The sequence below is a fragment of the Sandarakinorhabdus sp. genome (assembly GCF_031422795.1).
In the GTDB taxonomy this organism is placed as follows: domain Bacteria; phylum Pseudomonadota; class Alphaproteobacteria; order Sphingomonadales; family Sphingomonadaceae; genus Sandarakinorhabdus.
Window position 1 is genome coordinate 17,283 of sequence record NZ_JANPML010000057.1, and the last position, 16,277, is coordinate 33,559.

Below are 16,277 nucleotides of genomic sequence, written 5' to 3' on the forward strand. Positions count from 1 at the left end.
AGAGATGCCGTTTTTCAATGGTGATGATTATTTTGTGTTCATCGAAAGTGCCACGCCCGGCACGTTCAACAAGATCAAGGGCCAGCGCGAGTTGAGCCACAGTTTTGCGATGGGGACCTACAGCCAATCGACGAAGGACAGCCCGGTTGAACTGAGCGGCGCGGCCGGGGTGACGCACGGCGTGACTTTTGCCTTCATGCCGGAACTGCCGGACTCCAACGGGGCCACCCGGTTCAAGACGCTGGCTAACACCCGGGCGAGCGTGCGCGCGCAGATCCGAAACGCCGCCGATGTGGTGGTGTTTGACTGCGTGATGCGCATCACCGGGTTCAACACTGATTATCCGTTCCGCGACGGTGTGGGCGTGCAGTCCACGCTGGTGCCGGCGGCGGCGCCGACCGTTGACCTGCTGCTGACCACCTGATCCGGGAGAGCGACGATGAACAATGACTGGCTGGCGGCGTTGAAGCCGCTGAGCGCGGACCAGAGCGCCGTGATTCTGGAAGCCACCGGCTGTTCGCTGGCCGAGCTGCTGGCACCGCGCATCCCGCCCTGGGATGTGCTGGCGCGGCTGGCGCTGATGATGCTGGGTGTGCCGCCGCTGAAGGCTGACGAGACGCTGGCGGGGCTGGCCAGTGCGATGGCCAGCGGGCCGATCCCGGCGGCGGTTTGGGCGGCGCAAATGCGCGCCGTGATCGAGACCGGCGAGGCTCAGCCGGCGCCGACCCTGTTTGATGAACTGGAAGCCCAGCCTGATGAGTGATCTGCCCCCCCACGCTCTTGGCCCTGCCGCCCGGCTGAACAGCCACGGCGAGATGGAATTCGAGATGGAGGGCGTCACCTATCTGCTGCGCCCCAGTCGGGAGGCCATCGAGGAGATCGAGGCGGCCACTGACCGGGCGCTGATCGAGCTGGCCGAGGGGGCGCAGCTGGGCCGTCTGACCCTGAAAGACCAGGCGGCGATCGTGGTCGAATTCCTGAAAGCCTGGGGCCGCGAGGCCGGGCCTGATGGTGATCCGAACCAGATCGCCGCCCGCCAGTTCAAGCCCGATGGCGTGAAGGATTTCATCATCGAAGCCGGCGTGGTGATCGTGAACAGCCGTCTGGCCGTGATCCTGGCCGGCGCGGTGGGCGGGGGATATGACCGCCGGGGAAAAGCCACCGCGGCGTGGGCCAAGGCGCTGGTGGAAGCCGGCGCGAAGAAGAAGACCCGCGCCGCCGCCTGATGGGAATCGCCCTGGCGCTGTTTGGCTGGAGCCCGCAGGCGTGGCGGCGATCGACGCCGCACGAATTCTGGGCAGCGTTCGACGCATGGGAAGAGGCGCATCAGCCGCCTGAAACCGGAGGCGCATCATGACGACGAGCGCCAAGGGGCTGCTGCTGCAGTTCGATGCCAGCACTGAGCTGATGCGCCGGAAGCTGGTGGAGGCGGCTGCCTTCACCGATCAGTGGGCGGAGCAGACCCAGAAATCGGCGCTGAAGGGCGTGGCGGCCGTGGAGAAGATGGGGCCGGCCAGTAACGCGGCAGCAGCCGGGCTGAACCTGCTGAAGGGCGCGGCGGCCGGGGCGTTCGCAGCGTTTTCCGTGGGATCCGTGATCGCCGGCAGCCAGGCCATCCTGAATTTTGCTGATGATCTGGGCACGGCGGCCGACCAGGCCGGCATCGGCGTGGAACGATTCCAGACGCTGCGCGAGGCGCTGCGCGCGCTGGAGGTGCCAGCCGAGCAGCAGAACAAATTGTTTCAGCGGCTGCTGACCACGCTGGGCGAGGTGCAGGGCGGCACGGCGGGCAAGGGCGTCGTTGAGGTGCTCGACCGGATGGGCCTGACGGCGCGCATCGCCAACGGCGAGATTTCCACCACCGATGGCCTGCTGGATGCCATCGCCGGGGCGGCTGGACGATACACCACCCAAGCGCAATTTGCCGCCGACGTGACCGAGCTGGTGGGCAAGCGGGTGGGGCCGCAGTTGGCCGCCGCTCTGCGCGATGGTGGCACTGCACTGAAGGAACTGGAAAACGGATTCCGCGACACCGGGCTGGTGATCGATGAACAGATGGTGGCTAAGCTCGCCGATGCCAACGAGTCCATCGACAGTTTCACCGAGCGCAGCAAGAACCGGCTGACGATTTGGGCCGGCAGCGTGCTGGATATTCTGGGCCGGATCGGCAACGCGTTCGACAACATCACCGGGCAGCAGGACACCAGCACCCGAAGTGGCACCATCACCGCGCTTATGAAGGCGCGGGAACGGACGCAGAGCCTGGAAGGCGGGCTGTTTGGCTTTCTACCGGTGAGTCCGCAGGCCATCGCCAATTCGAAGCGCGAGGAAGACCGGCTGATCCGCATTATGCGGGAACAGGAGGTGCGCAATCCAGGCCTGACCGATCCGATGTCGCGCCTGTTTCCGATGGGCGGCAATTGGTACGGGAACACGCCGCCGCCCGCTCGAGGTGGGGGCGGCGGTGGCCGGGGCCGCGCCAGCCGGGGCGCGAGCGCGCCTGGCAGTTTCACCCTGGCCAATCAGGAATCGGGCTGGCTGAACCGGCTGCCCGACAACACGCTTTCCCAGTTGCCGGCGGCGCGGGCGGATGTGGCGGCGATCTATGCCGAGCTGGAGGCGATGGGCGATCTGCCGCCGATCCAGCCGATCGACCGCGAGGCCGTCGCCCTGATCGATGATTTCAGCCAGTCGCTGGGCCAGACGCTGGGCCTGGCCATCGCCAACGGGCAGAGTTTCTGGGGCGCGATGCAGGCGGGGCTGCGCAATTTCCTCGCCCAGGCGGCGGTGGGCGGGTTCACCGATCTGATCGGCGGGCTATTTGGCCGGGCGCCGACGAGCATTTTTGGCGGTCTGCTGGGCGGCCTATTTGGCGGCCGGCGATCGAGCGGCGGGCCGGTGGAAGCCGGCGTGCCGTACCTGGTGGGCGAAAACAAGCCGGAGATATTCATTCCGACCAGCCGCGGGCGGATCGCGCCGAACCCGGCGATGGGCGGCGGTGGCGGCGGCCAGGCGGTTGACGTGACCGTGCGCACCGAGCCCAGCCCGTTTTTCGTGCAATCGGTGGACGCCGTGACGCGCAGTGCCGCCCGCGACGAGGTGGGCGGACAGCTGGCCCGCGCCGGCCGGCCGCGCACGCGCGGCAGTTTTGGAGCGTAACGATGGGCATTCTGGTGCAGGTGCCATCGGAAGTGTTGATCCGGCAGGATAGCTGGCGACTGCCTGACCCGCGCGTGATCCAGCGCAGCGAATTCACCCGGCGCAGCCGCGAGCTTTATCTGGGCGCCGCCGCCATCTGGTCGTGCGAAGCCGAGATCGTGACCCGCACCGCGGCCGAGCTGTATCCGGTGCGCGGGTTCGTGGCATCGATGATGCTGCCCGATGCGTTTTGCGTCGTGCCGATGTATCCGGCCGGCGGTCAGCTGACCGGATTTCCGGGGCAGATCAGCACCCCGGTGCAGGTGGATGGCGCCGGCCAGTTGGGGCTGGATCTGGCGGTTCGGGGCCTGCCTCCTGGATCTGCGCAGGCGCTGCCCGGATTTGCCGTCACCTTTGGCTCAGTGGAAACTCACATTTTGCGCGCGACCCTGATCGCCGATGGTACCGGGCGCGGGGTGTGCGGCCTGACACGGCCGATCCGGCAAAGCCCACCAGATGGCACCGACGTGCACCTGCGATTCCCGTTCTGTTTCATGCGGCTGACCAACGGGCTGGCCTGGCAAAACGCCGTGTATCAGCTGCACGAGATCCCGCCGCTGCAATTTGAAGAGTATTTCTGATGGCGATCAGCGATGGCAGCCTTTCGGCATCATCGGTGCAGATCGGGCTGCTGATCTTTGCCGATTTTGCCGATCTGCCGATCCGCGCCGCCTATGCCCCGTGCCCGCTGACCGTGCCGGCGGGCCTGACGGACGGCGATGCCGATTGCTGGGGCCTGACGTTCGACACGATCAACGCCGACGTGCTGCGCATCAGCCCGGTAGAGCACAGCCAAGGCGGCACCGGCACGTTGAGCATCGAGTTGCACACGGACGCGGCCTTTCCGGCGCTGCTGAACGCCATCGAGAACCCCGCCCTGTATCTGGGGCGGCGGCTGCGGCTGTGGCAGGTGATTTTCAGCCTGAACGGCCAGGTGCTGGAGATCCAGCCGCTGGCCCGGCTGTACATGACGGTGCCGCGCCACCGGGCGAGCAGCAGCGAGTATCTGGTGGTGATGGAGGCCGAGAATTTTTCGGCGCTGATCGCCAACGCGCCGGCCCGCACCTATCTGAATTCGACGCTGTGGGATGCCGGCGACCTTTCCGGCATCGCCAGCCAAGGCGTGAACACGGCGCCGGCCGTGGTGCCCGGTGGCGGCGGTGGCCGGCCGTTTGGCACCAGCGAATTCGTGAGGCTGGTTTGATCATGCAGCTGCCGATGCGCCACCCTCAGTGGGAAGATCGATTGAGATGGGTGGTGGCGGCCTGGGCCGGGCACGATTACGCCCATCGATGGGGCCACGACTGCGTAGGATTTATTCTGCTGGCCATCGAAGCAGTGAGCGGCGAGCGGCTGACGTTTGGCCTGCGGCCGTATCGCAGTGCCCGCGGGCAGGCGCGGTGGCTGGCGGCGTTGGGCTGGGCCGATCTGCTGGACGCGGCGGATAGCTGCCTGGGCGCGCGGATCCCGCCGCTGGCGGCGCACCGGGGCGATATCGTGAGCGATGGCAGCATTCTGGGTGTGATGACCGGCGGTGGGCCGATGGCGTTTGGCGAAGCGGGCCTTCACCGGATGGCGGCAGAGACGATTATCGCCTGCTGGCCCGTCGGAAGAGCTGACTGATGGGCAAGATCCTGAAGCCGCTGGCGGTGATCGCTGCCATCGCGGTGAACGTGATTCCTGGTGCCGGCCAGTTGATTTCGGGCGGGATCATCGGCGCGCTGGGCGGCAGTTTTGCGGCGGCCGCGATTGCATCGGTGGCGGTGCCTGCGCTGCTGGCGGCGACCACGCTGGCCGGGCTATCGGCGCTGGGCGGAGGTGGGCGGGGCGCTGCATCCAGCCTGGTGCCGTTTGATCCAAAATCGATCAATCCCGACCCGGCGGCGTTGCGCAAATATCTGCTGGGCCGCGGGCTGTTTGCGATGGACCTGCGCCATTTTGAGGCGAGCGGGGCCAATCAGGAATATATCGATTACGTATTCTGCCTGGCGGCGCACCGCAGCCAGAGCGTCGATGAAATCTGGATCGACAAGGATCTGGCCTGGACCGCCGGTGGCGGGGTGCAGGGCAAATATGCCGGGTATCTGACCATCGAGGTGATCCTGGAGGCCGGGCCGGGCGCGTTCCACACGGTCAACGGCGGCGCAAATTGGGGCAGCGCGCAGCGCCTGACCGGCTGCACCACGATGAAGGCGCGCGTGAAGCGCAGCGACAATTCGAAGACCAGCCAGAGCCCGTTTGGCAGTGGCATCGGCGGCCAATGGCGGGTGATCGGCAACGGCATGCCGGTGTATGACCCGGCGCGGGATTCCACCGTGGCGGGCGGGTCGGGGCCGCAGCGGGCGAACGACTGCACCACCTGGGCGTGGGAGGTTTCGGGCGTTGAGCGCGGGCGCAACCTGGCGCTGCAGCTGTTGAGCATTCTGCTGGGCTGGAAGATCAATGGCGTGGGATCGGTGGGGTTTGATTATCCGGCCGACACGATGAACCTGGCTGGCTGGGCGCAGGCGGCGGCGCTGTGTGACGAAGCGGTGGCGTTGAACGGCGGCGGATCGCAGCGGCGATACGAAGGCGGCGGCAGTTTCACCGATGGTGATGGCGCGCTGGCCCTGATCGCCCGATACGAAGACGCGGTGAACGGCGAATTCACCGATCACGGCGGCCAGTTCAATTTTCGCGTGGCGGTGAACGATCTGACGCCGACATTCACCCTGACCGATGACGATTTTGTGACCGGTTACGAATGGCAGCCGCAACCGCCGCTGGGCGAGCAATTTACGGTGGTGCGCGCGCGATATACCCAGCCGGCCAGTCCGACGCTGTTTGACCTGCTGGACGTGCCCGAGGTGGCGATTCCGCGCACCGCCAAGGGCCCGCGCCCGCTGACGCTGGATCTGAGCCTGGTGCAGGAAACGCGCCGCGCCCAGCGCATTATGAAGCAGGTGGCGCAGCGCCAGCTGATCCGCGGCGAATTTCGAGTGACGTTGGGCATCCGGGGCTGGCGGTTGCGGCGCAACCAGGTGGGCGTGATCAACAGCGCCACGCGCGGGTGGACCGGCAAGCTGGTGCGGGTGCGCGATATCAGTTTCAGCCAGGACGGCACGGCAACTGTGCTGTTGCGCGAGGAGGCGGCCAGCGTTTTTGCCTGGGACCGGGAAGAAAGCCCGGTGGTGACGGCGCCGACGCCGGCGGTTTTCGACACGCGCGCGGCGGCGAGCTGGTTGCTGGCCGGCATCGCGCCTGGGGCGGACGTGACGGTGGACCAGCCGGTGGTGAGCCGGCTTTCCGATAGTAGCGGCCAGGCGCTGCCCAGTTTTGTGGCGAACACGGGCAATCCCTTTGCCCAGCTGGTGGCCAGCGGCGATGCCCGCGACGGCGACGTGGTGAATTTTCCCGGCACGCTGCCCGGCGTGCCCCGGGTGTTTTTCCTGCCCGGCGGCAAATCGGTGACGGCCGACAATATCCGGATTTCGGCTGATGGCCTGAGCGCCAGCGGTTTTACGATGGTGGCCAAGAGCCAGACTGTGACTGCCGGCAGCACCATCACCGATACGGGCAGCAGCGCGGGCGGCGTTGGCGAACCGGCGCGGGTGATCAACCGCAGCAGCGGCAGTGCGCCGTTTGATGGGCGGTTTACCTATCGGTTCAGCGTGACGGTGGGAATGGTGGCTTTCGGGGAGCCGGGAAATGCCGAGGTGGCGTTGTTTGCCCGGATCGGCGGGGCCTGGGCAGAGGTGGGCCGGGAATCGTTCAACACGACCGGCACCTATAATCGATCGGCGACACCGGGCGCGGTGGATTTTGGCGCGGGTGCAGAATTTGGCGTGTCGCTGGTGAGCAGCGATGGTGTTGGCACCGCGCTGACCGGATTTACCCAGGTGCAATACACGCCGGGCACAGTGGTGGAGGCCAGCCTGACGCCGGCCAATGCCGGGCCGATTCCCTGGCAGGCGTTTCTGTAATGGCGCACTGGCTGGAGACGCTGCCCGCCGAACGCCCTGATCTGACGACACGAGAGCGCGCGCCGGGGATGATCGAGGCGCGGTGCCCGGCGTGCGGCGCTTGGCGGCCCGGGTTTGTGATTGCTTCGCTGCCGCCGGCCGAAGCGGCGCTGCGCGGGCACGAGTGGGCCTGCGATGGCGACCGGGCCCGGTGGCTGCGGGAGGAATAGCGATGCAGCTATCACGCCATTTCAGCCTGGCGGAGGCGACGGCTTCGGACACGGCGCGGGCGATGGGCAATCCCAACCAGCCCACGCTGCCGCACCTTGCCAATCTGCAATCGACAGCGGCTCAGCTGGAGCTGGTGCGGGCGTTGTTTGCAGCGCCGATCAAGGTGACCAGCTGGTATCGCAACCCGGCGGTGAACCGCGAAGTGGGCGGGGTGGTGACCAGCCATCACGCGCTGGGCTGGGCGGTGGATTTCAGGGTGCAGGCTGTGGGCGGGCTGGCGGCGGCGCGGCGGATCGCGGCGAGCGGCATCCCGTTTGATCAGCTGATTTATTACGTGCCCACCGATGTGGTGCATCTGAGCTTTCACCCGCAGCGACGCGGCGAGGTGTGGACCAACCCGACGACGCGCGCCGGGGCGAAATTGCGGAAAGGACTGCCAACATGATGAATTACGGGATGGTATGGCGCAGCGTTGTTCAGATCGTGGCTGGGCTGCTGCTGTTGGGCAGCGCGGGCAGTGCGGCCTTGGGCGCCACGGCGACCAGCTGCGCCACGATTGCACAGGATCTGGTGGCTTCCGCTGCCGGCGGCGTTGTCACCACCGGGCCCATCACATGCCCGGCGCGCATCGTCATCAACAAGGCCGTTCTGCCCGGCGTGACACTCGACGCGACGGGCGCGGCGTTCCCGGAAGGGGTCACCATCGCCAACAGCAGCGGCCTGCACATCGAGGGCGGCACCTATGGCACGCTGGAAAAGGACACGCGGGAACGGCAGGCGATCCAGATCAGCGGCAGCAGCCATGTCATCATAAGCGGCGCGAAGCTGCTGGGCCTGCCGCTCACCCTGGGTGCGACTGGCGCATGGCTGACGGGCGACCGGGGCGGCATCTATGCGCGCAACAGCACGTGGATCACGGTGCGGGATAGCGAGTGCCGGCGGTTTCGGGTGTGCGTCACCTTCTATGAGACGACCGACAGCCTGGCGCACAACAACAAGGCGCGTGAAAGCAACTCGGACGGCTTCAATGTGGTGGGCAGCCATCGCATCGTTCTGAGCGAAAACGATTGCCGCTGGTATGAGCGCGCCAACAACGTGCACCCCGATTGCATCCAAGGCTGGAGCCTGCGCACCGGGCCGGTGATGACGCAGATATGGCTGGTCAACAACAACGCCGAGGGCGTGATGCAAGCCAACCTGTTTGGCAACATTGGCGGCGGCAGTGTTGATGGGCTGTTCGCTTTCGGCAATCGCGCTTGGGTGACGTTCTCGCACACCATTTCTTGCGGCGGGTGCGCGAACAGCGTGGTCAAATACAACATCCTGGCCAGCCATCCCGGCGTGTTGTTCGGCATCGGCAAGATCAAGGGCTTTGAGGGCACCGGCAACGTCATCAGCGACAACCCGATGGTCGACGGCACGAAAGAGCCGCCGCCGCGCATCTGGTGGTATGGCACGATCCCGCTGGAGGTGGGCAGCCGGTTCGATACGAAGCCGTGGCGGCCGGGTGAGGCGGTGTCACGATGATGAGCGAGCGCGTGGCGTTGGCGATTATCGGCGCGATCGTGCTGATCGGGGTGGGTGGCACGTTGATCGGCTGGCACGGGCAGGCTTTGGCAGAGCGGCTGCAGCTGTTGAACAATCTGGGATCGATGCTGGGTGGGGCTCTGGGTGGATATGCCTTGGGCAAAGCCGCCAACGACAAGGAGTGAAGCGATGCTGGACCTGGTGAAGGCGTGGCGAGGGCCGCTGCTGCTGCTGGCGCTGGCTGGCGCGCTGATGACGCTGGTGAAGTGTGCCGAAGGGCGGGTGAACGGAGCGTGGCAGGCCGGGCAGAGCACGGCTGTGGTGGCGCATACGGGCGCCAAGCGGGTGACAGAGGCAGCGGCTGGCCAGGCCAGCGCGCGGATCGGGGAGAAGGTTGATGCGGATATTGCGGATGTGCGGCGTTCTGGTGCTGCTGCTCGGCAGCGGGTGCGCGGCAAGGCGGGTGCTGCCGGCCGAACGGATCTGCCCAGCGTGGCCCGATGCGCCGTCGGGACTGATGCTGCCGCCGGCGCAGAGATCGTTGTTGTCGAGGATCCCGAGCTGAGGCTGCAGCTGGTGGACGTGGCCGAGGAGGGCGACGTGTACCGGGCGCAGGTGATGGGCTGGCAGGCGTGGTGGAGGGAGCAAAAGGCGGCATGGGCGCTGGGGGCGCAGGTGACGGGGAAGCCGCCAGACGACGCGCGCTGACATTGTTGAGACGACGCTTGAAGGGCGGCGGGGGCGAAGGCCTCCGCCGCCCTTTTTCGTGCGCGTGTGGGGCGGCGTGGAGCGAAGGCGAGGGTGGCGATGGGAGGGGGGGAGGGTAAAAGAATGGAAGCAAGGCTGCCCAAAACCGCCCGGTAAGTTGCATTTTCTCTGCGAGTTAAAAAATCGAGGGGGGTTTCGGTTGGCGGGCTGGCGGGCTATCAAGCCCAGCCGGCCGCGTTTCGGACGTTCAAGCGCTGGGGCCCTTAACCGGGAACACAGTGCACCGCCGGCACCACCCGAACTGCCATCCCTGGCCGGCGCAGTTTCGACACGATGTTGTTGGCAAGGAAATCGGCGGCGAAGGTGGTGGGCGCGGTGATCACCAGCTCGCCGTCGGCCAGTCGCATCCCAACATCGGCCAGCCAGGCGCGATAATTGCTCTCGCCCAGCATCGCCCGCGCGGCGGCACGGATCCGCGCTTCGCCCTCGCCCTCCCCTGCCCGCTCGATCGGCGGCCCCGGATCCCGCGCGGGCTCGGCCTTCGCCTCGGCCGGCGTGAACTGCCCATCCAGCATCCGGTCGAACAGGTTCAGCTTGGCCGCGTTGCCCACCCCGAACACGGCATCGAACGACCAGAACATGTCCCCCTGGCCCGGCGGAGCCCGCTTTTCGGCGCGAGCGCGCTCGGTGCGTTGCACCACCATCAGGGTGCGGCCCAGCCCAGCCTCTGCGATCCTCGCGGCCAGAGCCCCCCGCCGTGCCATGCCGCGCGCCACTGGCGGCAGCCCGGCCCGCTGGTGGAAGGCATCCCACGCGGCGAACACCTGGTCCACCTCATCCAGAACCGGCGCCGCAGGCTCGCGCGCGCGCTCGGGTGGTGAGAGTGGTATCGTAGATTGGTTATTATCTCTCTCTCTATAAGACCCCCTGACAGACTGGCAGGCGGGGGCTGACAGATTGGCAGCCGGGGCTGACACAGCGGCAGGGGCTGACACGCCCTGGCCTGGGTGCACGATGGTCTTCACATCGGCCCCCGGCTTGCCCGGTTCGCGCGTGATATGTCCCGCCGCCGCCAGATCGACATAAGCCCGGTGCACGGTGCGCTTCGAAAAGCCGGTGCGCTCAGCAATATCGGCGGTGGTCAGCGATGATCGATCACCGTCATAGGCTCGCGCTTCATCAGCCAACACCACAAGCACGGCCCGTGCTGGTCCCTTGATGCCCTTCAGCTGGTGCACCCGTTTGAGCAGTTGCCAGCTCATACCGCCGCCCCCTTCTTGACGTTACAGGGGACACACAGAGTCTGGAGATTATCGTCTTCATTCGAGCCACCGGCTGATCGAGGAACGATATGATCAATCGAAAGGTCGAGGTGGGAACCACATTTGCAGCAGCGATAGGCATCGCGCTCCATGATGCGCTTTCGTTTTGTTGCCGATAACTTGTACTTTGACCGCGTAACGCGGTCAGCGACGGGCTTGTGCTGCAGCGGCTTGGGATCAACGATTGTGTCCGGACGCTCGCCTGGAGCAGCGCAAACCAGGATGAGCCCCAGTTTCGCCAGCTTTGTCCGCGCCGTTGCAACCCCCCGCCAGGAAAAGCCTGTAAGCCGGCACAGATCGGAAATCGAGAGCCGCGATGTGTCCCCTCCCCGGTCATCGGCATCGAGGCAGAGCCGGTGCAAGACAGCCTTCTGTGAAGGATGAAGCCCTGTAACATCATCCGCGCGTTTCACCATCGGCCCGATCACGCCGCCGTCCTTTCGCGATCATGCTGGGCGATGGCGGCGGTGAGTTCCTGCACCATCGGTCGCGCCTGGTTGATCAAGGCGGCGTGTTCGCGGTGATCCACCCGGCGGTCGCGCAGCGCATTGGCCAGCGCGGCGACAAAGCCCGCGGCGTCAGCATTTACCCCGTGCCAATCCAGCCCCGCACTTTCCAGCGGCACCAGCTTCATGCCCACCGCCGCCAGCAACTCGTCCAGGGCGGAAGCGTCCAGTGGCAGCAGGTTCAGGATGGTGTGCAGCTCCGGCAGGCAGCGTTCGGCCTTGGCCTCTTCTAGCGTGCGACGGCAGCACCCAGCGTGATAGGCCACAGCGTCCATGCCATGCACGTGGGTCAGGCGGCCCAGCGCAGCCGAAAGCGCGCTCTTCGCACGCTCCTTCGTCAGCGGCGCGCGTTTGGGAAGGACTCCGCCCAGCGTCATCGCGCACACTCCAGCCATGATGGGAATCGGTTCAACATCGGATCAGGCCGCCTGCGACGCGGGGGCATTCACCATCGCGGCCGCATATTGCTCTGCCGTGATCACCCCGGCGCCAATCAGCAGCTGGGCCGTGGCCCTTTCCGGAAACCGCTCGCCGGATTCCATGCGGCTAAGGAACGATTGGGAGATACCAATCCGTTTGGCAGCCTGCTGTTGCGTGATGCCTTCTCGCTCGCGCCACTGGGTGATGAGGGGGGGGAGGTGAATACTCATGCCGCATCTATGCCAGATAGGCATATATACCTGCAAGCACTTATGTCAGGCGGGCCATTTTTGGCTGATGCCCGCTCTGGCATAAGTGCTGTCATGTCCGTGCCAGCCAATATCAGAGCGATTCGGAAGCGGCGCGGGATGACCCAAGATGATCTGGCCTCGGCCATGGGGGTGGAGCAAACCACGATCGCCCGCTGGGAATTGGGTACGCGCCCACTGAACACCAACAGGCTGACGCGGCTCGCGGAGGTGCTTGGCGTTGAGATGGCCGAGCTGATGGAAACCTCCGCTTCTGCGGCACCGGCAGCGCCGCCCACCGGCTTCGCCGCGCCAGCCTCAACCTTCATTCAGCCGCCTATGATCGCGGATCTGCCGCGCGACTTGCCGGTGATGGGCACCGCCCTGGGCGCCGATCTCGATGTATCTGCCACCGATAGCGGCGTAGCGAATGCAGAGCGGCTGGAACTGAGCCTGGTGGACGTCATCGAGTATGTGAAGCGGCCGCAAGGCCTTCGCGGCAATGCCGCTTCCTATGCCCTGTATGTCCAAGGCTATTCGATGAGTCCCCGGCTCGAGCAGGGCGATCTGATCTACGTTGATACGCGCCGCCCGCCTTCCATGGGCGATGATGTGGTGGTGCAGCTGTGTGCCGAAGAAGGGGATGATCAGGCCGTGATCACCGCGATGGTAAAGCGGCTGGTCCGTCGCACGTCGCAATATGTCGAACTGGAACAGTTCAACCCGGCGTTGCGCTTCACTATCCCGGTGAATAAAGTGCACGCCGTCCATCGAGTAGTTCGATTGGCGGAATTGCTGGGAATCTGATCTGTGGAAGTCCTCGGCCTGTTTTTCTTTTGGTTCATTCTTGCAGCAGCGGCGGATTGGATCGCATCGGACAAGGGGCGCAGCGGCTGCGGTTTCCAGTTATTCGCGCTGCTGCTGCCGCTCATCGCTCTGATCGTCGCGTTGGCGCTGACCCCTGATCGTGACCACCTGAACGAAAAGGCCATCAAGAGGGGCAAGAAAAGCCGGTGCCCAGCCTGCCGTGAGGCAATCGATCCAGAGGCCACGATCTGCCCATTCTGCCGTTCGGATATCGTCCGCCCGCCAAGCGAACTGTCGGCTTCATTTCGACTGGGCAAGCGCCTCAGCCGCAAATAATGCCCTAGCGGCATAATTATGCCTTGACCCGTAAATGCCACATAGGCATAAATACCCCCGTCGCCGCTGGCCGGGGGGAATAGGCCCCTTCGCCACGCGGCGGCGGGGAGCCATCCGTGGCCAAGAAATTTCCAGATTGGAACCGCCCGATGCTGGCCGAGCGCCAGCTGGTGGGGGAGGAGAAGCGCCTGGCGCTGCGCGGCCTGACGGCAGAGCAGGTTCGCGCTGATCTGATCATCGCCGCCGCGCACCACGATGGCAGCAGCCGCAACGCACGGCTCTGCGATCTGGCCGCCAGTCTGGATATTTCCCAGGCCTACACCGAAAACGCGCTATCTGGCCGCGTGCCGCTGGGCGATGCGCTGCTGGATGGCCTCTACGGCCCGTCTCCCGCCAACGAGCTGCCCGACGATTGGGAATTCCCCAGCGACTTCGGCCCGATGCTGCCCGACGCCATCGCGGCTGGCCTGGTCGAAACCAGCGGCTTTGTCGCCGTCGAACCCGATTCCGCCCCCGCGCCCGTTCCCACTGTTGCTGGCGCTGCGGCGGATCCTGTCGCCGAAATCTTCCCCCCTGATACGGCGACAGACCTGCCGGTGGTGGCCGAAACCACCATCTCCGCACCCGAGCTGGGCACGTCGCCCTGTGTCGGCGATGCGGCCACCACCGGCACTTTTGATCTGAATTCGCTGCGCACACCGGAACCGGCCAGCCAGGATGGGGAGGGCACGCTGCGCGAGGGCAGCACCATCCCGGCTGGCCCGCAGGGTCAATCCCCGGTGCTGCTGCGCGACGCGGCGGGGGAGGGCGCACCCGACCGCGCCTCTCCCCCGCCGCCCACCAACAGCTTCACCCGCGTGCTGGTTGAACTTGACGAGATGGAGCACGCCGCAGCGGCGGAGATCAGGGATGCAGAGGCGGATGCTGCGGCTGCCGAACGGCGAGTGCAGCTGGCCCGCCTGACCTATGATGCACTGGTCACCGCCCGCAACAGCGTCGCCGAGGCTCACCGACGCGCCCTGGAACTGATCAACAACCCGCCGGTAACGCTGGCCGAACGGCGGGCAGCGTGAGCTCGGCGCGGCTGTGCTTGAAGCGGTTGGCTGCTGGCCCCGCCACCGCTGCTGAACTTGCGGACTGCTGCGCCGACAGCTCGGGCGCCGTTGCCCGCACGATGAATGGCCTGATTGGCAAAGGTCTGGTTCGGCGCGTGGACGGCAAGTCGGGCCGCGGCTTCAGGGCGGTGTATGCCCTGGTTACCCGGGGGGCAGCATGAGCCGCCTCTGCCCCCGCCACCTCGGCCCGGTTGTCACCGACGCCACCTGGCGCGAGCCCGGCCGCGAGTTCTCCGGCTGGCGCTGGGGCCGGAACCAGTGGGAGCGGGACAGCATCGCCGCCCTGATCGACCGCCCGCCGCCCACCACTTTCACTGATGTCGCCCGCGACGTGCTGCGCCCTGCCGCGCGCTTCACCGCCCGCCACTCCACCGCCGCCGCCCGCGCCCTCTGGGCCGGCCTGCGCGCCTTCGCTGCCACCTATCGGGAGAGCCTGCGTGTCCACCCCTGATCGCATCGATATTATCGCCGCCGCTGCGCTGCAGGGCTATCTGGCCCAGTGGCCGCTGGGCCTGCAGCGCCCCACTGGCGATGCGATGGCCGATCTGGCCCGCTGGGCGCTGGAATTCGGCCACCGCTATCACGCGCTGCGCCAGCCCGGCCCGGTCCCAGTGGCCGATCCGCCCAGCCCACCGCCCACCCGCACCGATGTCAACGTGGTCCCGATCTGCGGGGGCCTCGGCGAACTGAAGGCGGTGCAGGTGATGGGGCCAATCTCGTGAACCGCACGCCCCACCCCACCGATATTGCCCGCCGCCTCCGCCAACTGGCCGGGCCACTGTTGCTGGCGATCGGCGTAATTGGCTGCGCCGTGGCGATGCTGCTGATGATGCTGATCGGTTCCGGCTGGATCGGCCCGGAAGGGCTGCGCTGGTGATCCGCCGCCTGCTCCGCGCCCTGGCCGGCCAGCCCACCCCATCCGACGCCGGCCGCGCGCTGGCCCGCCGCGCCATCCAGATCAAGGCCGCCGCCCGCCGCCAGGCCATCATCGATCACATCCACAGCTTCGGCCCCGCCGCCCGCGGGCTCGATCGCCTCACCGAAGGATCCCCGAATGTCTGATGAACCCGTCTCCGCCACCCAGCTGCGCCTGTTCATCGAGCGCATCGAAACGCTGGAGGAAGAAAGGAAGGGCATCAGCGACGACATCAAGGATGTCTATGCCGAAGCCAAAGGCACCGGTTTCGACATCAAGGTGATGAAGCAGCTGGTGCGCCTTCGCAAAATGGAAACCGCCGCCCGCCAGGAGTGGGAGCAGCTGCTCGAAACCTACAAGTTGGCGGTGGGCCTGTGAGCACGCTAGATCACAACAATCCAGCCCCGCAGATTGAAGCGCATGGTCGCATTTATCGCGCCAACGTGGTGGTTGATTTTTATCTGCCCGAAGGCATCGCCGCGCCGGAGGGTCAGATCCACGAATGGCTGCTCTGGGAGATGCAGCTTGCGGGCCAGACGAGAGAAAGCCCGCTGCACGATCAGGTGCTGTCTGTCCATCGTGCCGACATCACTGATCTGCGCGATATGAAATGCCGGGCTTTTACGGAGTGGGAAGGCCTATCCACGGAAGGCCGCCGAAGCGGGCGCAGCCGCATCGTGCGCGATGGCGAGGCCTACAACCCGGCGTGGGTGGAGCCCGAGGCGTGAGCAAATTCGCCGCCAACACCGAAGTGAGCAGCGAAGCCAGCCGCACCGAGATCGAGCGCACCCTGCGCCGATACGGTGCCGATAGTTTCCTGTACGGCACCGATGGCAACCGCGCCCTGGTCGCGTTCCGGATGGAAGGCCGGCAGGTGAAGTTCACCCTTACGATGCCCGATCCAAAGGCCGATGAATTCTGGCTCTACTATCGCGGCTCGGTTCTGTATCGACGGGCGGATAGCGTGGCCGAGAAGAACTGGGAACAGGCATGCCGCCAACG

General features: G+C 66.2%; 27 protein-coding genes and 1 pseudogene. 24 read left to right on the forward strand and 4 right to left on the reverse strand.

All coding sequences use genetic code 11. The annotated features are described in order from the left end of the window. The first annotated feature begins 4 nt into the window (after positions 1 to 4). Genes RMO81_RS02260 through RMO81_RS02325 form a run of 14 tightly spaced genes read left to right on the forward strand, consistent with a single transcriptional unit; the run spans position 5 to position 9,605 of the window. Positions 5 to 424, forward strand: a complete 420-nt coding sequence (locus RMO81_RS02260) for a hypothetical protein (RefSeq protein ID WP_310474102.1) — start codon at positions 5 to 7, stop codon at positions 422 to 424. Positions 425 to 439: 15 nt separating this feature from the next. After that, on the forward strand, positions 440 to 763 hold the full coding sequence (locus RMO81_RS02265; RefSeq protein WP_310474103.1) for a hypothetical protein: 324 nt from the start codon (positions 440 to 442) through the stop codon (positions 761 to 763). Next, positions 756 to 1,226 carry a GTA-gp10 family protein gene (locus RMO81_RS02270; protein WP_310474104.1) on the forward strand — a complete coding sequence of 157 codons (471 nt, stop codon included), beginning with the start codon at positions 756 to 758 and terminating at the stop codon, positions 1,224 to 1,226. Before RMO81_RS02265 ends, RMO81_RS02270 begins: the two co-directional genes overlap by 8 nt. After that, positions 1,226 to 1,357 carry a hypothetical protein gene (locus tag RMO81_RS02275; RefSeq protein WP_310474105.1) on the forward strand — a complete coding sequence of 44 codons (132 nt, stop codon included), beginning with the start codon at positions 1,226 to 1,228 and terminating at the stop codon, positions 1,355 to 1,357. Before RMO81_RS02270 ends, RMO81_RS02275 begins: the two co-directional genes overlap by 1 nt. Then, on the forward strand, positions 1,354 to 3,159 hold the full coding sequence (locus RMO81_RS02280; protein ID WP_310474106.1) for a hypothetical protein: 1,806 nt from the start codon (positions 1,354 to 1,356) through the stop codon (positions 3,157 to 3,159). Before RMO81_RS02275 ends, RMO81_RS02280 begins: the two co-directional genes overlap by 4 nt. 2 nt (positions 3,160 to 3,161) lie before the next feature. After that, a complete protein-coding gene (locus RMO81_RS02285) occupies positions 3,162 to 3,779 on the forward strand; it encodes a hypothetical protein (RefSeq protein ID WP_310474107.1) in 618 nt (205 codons plus the stop codon). Continuing rightward, entirely contained in the window at positions 3,779 to 4,402 is a 624-nt protein-coding gene (locus tag RMO81_RS02290) for a hypothetical protein (protein WP_310474108.1), read from the forward strand. The genes RMO81_RS02285 and RMO81_RS02290 overlap by 1 nt, the downstream gene beginning before the upstream one ends. Positions 4,403 to 4,404: 2 nt before the next feature. After that, complete coding sequence (locus RMO81_RS02295; protein WP_310474109.1) at positions 4,405 to 4,821, forward strand: DUF6950 family protein; 417 nt, start codon at positions 4,405 to 4,407, stop codon at positions 4,819 to 4,821. Beyond that, on the forward strand, positions 4,821 to 7,160 hold the full coding sequence (locus RMO81_RS02300) for a phage tail protein (RefSeq protein WP_310474110.1): 2,340 nt from the start codon (positions 4,821 to 4,823) through the stop codon (positions 7,158 to 7,160). Before RMO81_RS02295 ends, RMO81_RS02300 begins: the two co-directional genes overlap by 1 nt. Continuing rightward, the gene (locus RMO81_RS02305; RefSeq protein WP_310474111.1) at positions 7,160 to 7,369 is read left to right on the forward strand and encodes a hypothetical protein; all 210 of its coding nucleotides are present in this window, start codon (positions 7,160 to 7,162) and stop codon (positions 7,367 to 7,369) included. The genes RMO81_RS02300 and RMO81_RS02305 overlap by 1 nt, the downstream gene beginning before the upstream one ends. Positions 7,370 to 7,371: 2 nt before the next feature. Beyond that, positions 7,372 to 7,815 carry a D-Ala-D-Ala carboxypeptidase family metallohydrolase gene (locus RMO81_RS02310; RefSeq protein ID WP_310474112.1) on the forward strand — a complete coding sequence of 148 codons (444 nt, stop codon included), beginning with the start codon at positions 7,372 to 7,374 and terminating at the stop codon, positions 7,813 to 7,815. Next, positions 7,812 to 8,897 carry a hypothetical protein gene (locus tag RMO81_RS02315; RefSeq protein WP_310474113.1) on the forward strand — a complete coding sequence of 362 codons (1,086 nt, stop codon included), beginning with the start codon at positions 7,812 to 7,814 and terminating at the stop codon, positions 8,895 to 8,897. The genes RMO81_RS02310 and RMO81_RS02315 overlap by 4 nt, the downstream gene beginning before the upstream one ends. Then, on the forward strand, positions 8,894 to 9,082 hold the full coding sequence (locus RMO81_RS02320) for a hypothetical protein (RefSeq protein WP_310474114.1): 189 nt from the start codon (positions 8,894 to 8,896) through the stop codon (positions 9,080 to 9,082). The genes RMO81_RS02315 and RMO81_RS02320 overlap by 4 nt, the downstream gene beginning before the upstream one ends. A gap of 4 nt (positions 9,083 to 9,086) precedes the next feature. Further along, positions 9,087 to 9,605, forward strand: coding sequence for a hypothetical protein (locus RMO81_RS02325; RefSeq protein WP_310474115.1), 519 nt, complete (start codon positions 9,087 to 9,089; stop codon positions 9,603 to 9,605). 263 nt (positions 9,606 to 9,868) lie between these two features. Here the strand turns inward: RMO81_RS02325 and RMO81_RS02330 are convergent, their stop codons facing one another. The 4 genes from RMO81_RS02330 to RMO81_RS02345 are packed head-to-tail and all read right to left on the reverse strand — an operon-like array spanning position 9,869 to position 12,083. Next, on the reverse strand, positions 9,869 to 10,867 hold the full coding sequence (locus RMO81_RS02330; RefSeq protein ID WP_310474116.1) for a DnaA N-terminal domain-containing protein: 999 nt from the start codon (positions 10,865 to 10,867) through the stop codon (positions 9,869 to 9,871). After that, positions 10,864 to 11,355 (reverse strand): HNH endonuclease, encoded by a 492-nt coding sequence (locus tag RMO81_RS02335; protein WP_310474117.1) that lies wholly within the window; start codon positions 11,353 to 11,355, stop codon positions 10,864 to 10,866. Before RMO81_RS02335 ends, RMO81_RS02330 begins: the two co-directional genes overlap by 4 nt. Beyond that, complete coding sequence (locus RMO81_RS02340; protein WP_310474118.1) at positions 11,352 to 11,828, reverse strand: hypothetical protein; 477 nt, start codon at positions 11,826 to 11,828, stop codon at positions 11,352 to 11,354. The genes RMO81_RS02335 and RMO81_RS02340 overlap by 4 nt, the downstream gene beginning before the upstream one ends. 24 nt (positions 11,829 to 11,852) lie before the next feature. Next, positions 11,853 to 12,083 carry a helix-turn-helix transcriptional regulator gene (locus tag RMO81_RS02345; RefSeq protein WP_310474119.1) on the reverse strand — a complete coding sequence of 77 codons (231 nt, stop codon included), beginning with the start codon at positions 12,081 to 12,083 and terminating at the stop codon, positions 11,853 to 11,855. Between the two features lie 93 nt (positions 12,084 to 12,176). On the opposite strand from RMO81_RS02345, the gene RMO81_RS02350 reads away from it, so the two are divergent. From RMO81_RS02350 to RMO81_RS02395, 10 genes and pseudogenes are all read left to right on the forward strand, one after another. After that, complete coding sequence (locus tag RMO81_RS02350) at positions 12,177 to 12,908, forward strand: LexA family transcriptional regulator (RefSeq protein WP_310474120.1); 732 nt, start codon at positions 12,177 to 12,179, stop codon at positions 12,906 to 12,908. Positions 12,909 to 12,911: 3 nt separating this feature from the next. Then, entirely contained in the window at positions 12,912 to 13,244 is a 333-nt protein-coding gene (locus RMO81_RS02355; RefSeq protein ID WP_310474121.1) for a hypothetical protein, read from the forward strand. Between the two features lie 116 nt (positions 13,245 to 13,360). Beyond that, positions 13,361 to 14,317: a hypothetical protein gene (locus tag RMO81_RS02360; protein WP_310474122.1), complete on the forward strand. Its 957-nt coding sequence runs from the start codon at positions 13,361 to 13,363 to the stop codon at positions 14,315 to 14,317. A 199-nt stretch (positions 14,318 to 14,516) separates the two neighbouring features. Next, positions 14,517 to 14,810, forward strand: coding sequence for a hypothetical protein (locus tag RMO81_RS02365; RefSeq protein ID WP_310474123.1), 294 nt, complete (start codon positions 14,517 to 14,519; stop codon positions 14,808 to 14,810). Beyond that, positions 14,797 to 15,081: a hypothetical protein gene (locus tag RMO81_RS02370; protein ID WP_310474124.1), complete on the forward strand. Its 285-nt coding sequence runs from the start codon at positions 14,797 to 14,799 to the stop codon at positions 15,079 to 15,081. The genes RMO81_RS02365 and RMO81_RS02370 overlap by 14 nt, the downstream gene beginning before the upstream one ends. Then, positions 15,078 to 15,236: a hypothetical protein gene (locus RMO81_RS02375; RefSeq protein WP_310474125.1), complete on the forward strand. Its 159-nt coding sequence runs from the start codon at positions 15,078 to 15,080 to the stop codon at positions 15,234 to 15,236. Before RMO81_RS02370 ends, RMO81_RS02375 begins: the two co-directional genes overlap by 4 nt. Further along, positions 15,233 to 15,421: a hypothetical protein gene (locus RMO81_RS02380; protein WP_310474126.1), complete on the forward strand. Its 189-nt coding sequence runs from the start codon at positions 15,233 to 15,235 to the stop codon at positions 15,419 to 15,421. Before RMO81_RS02375 ends, RMO81_RS02380 begins: the two co-directional genes overlap by 4 nt. Continuing rightward, positions 15,414 to 15,653, forward strand: a complete 240-nt coding sequence (locus RMO81_RS02385) for a DUF2312 domain-containing protein (protein WP_310474127.1) — start codon at positions 15,414 to 15,416, stop codon at positions 15,651 to 15,653. The genes RMO81_RS02380 and RMO81_RS02385 overlap by 8 nt, the downstream gene beginning before the upstream one ends. Further along, positions 15,650 to 16,003 carry a hypothetical protein gene (locus RMO81_RS02390; RefSeq protein ID WP_310474128.1) on the forward strand — a complete coding sequence of 118 codons (354 nt, stop codon included), beginning with the start codon at positions 15,650 to 15,652 and terminating at the stop codon, positions 16,001 to 16,003. The genes RMO81_RS02385 and RMO81_RS02390 overlap by 4 nt, the downstream gene beginning before the upstream one ends. Then, positions 16,000 to 16,277: pseudogene (locus RMO81_RS02395) on the forward strand (hypothetical protein); the annotation flags it as partial. The gene RMO81_RS02390 and the pseudogene RMO81_RS02395, both read left to right, overlap by 4 nt.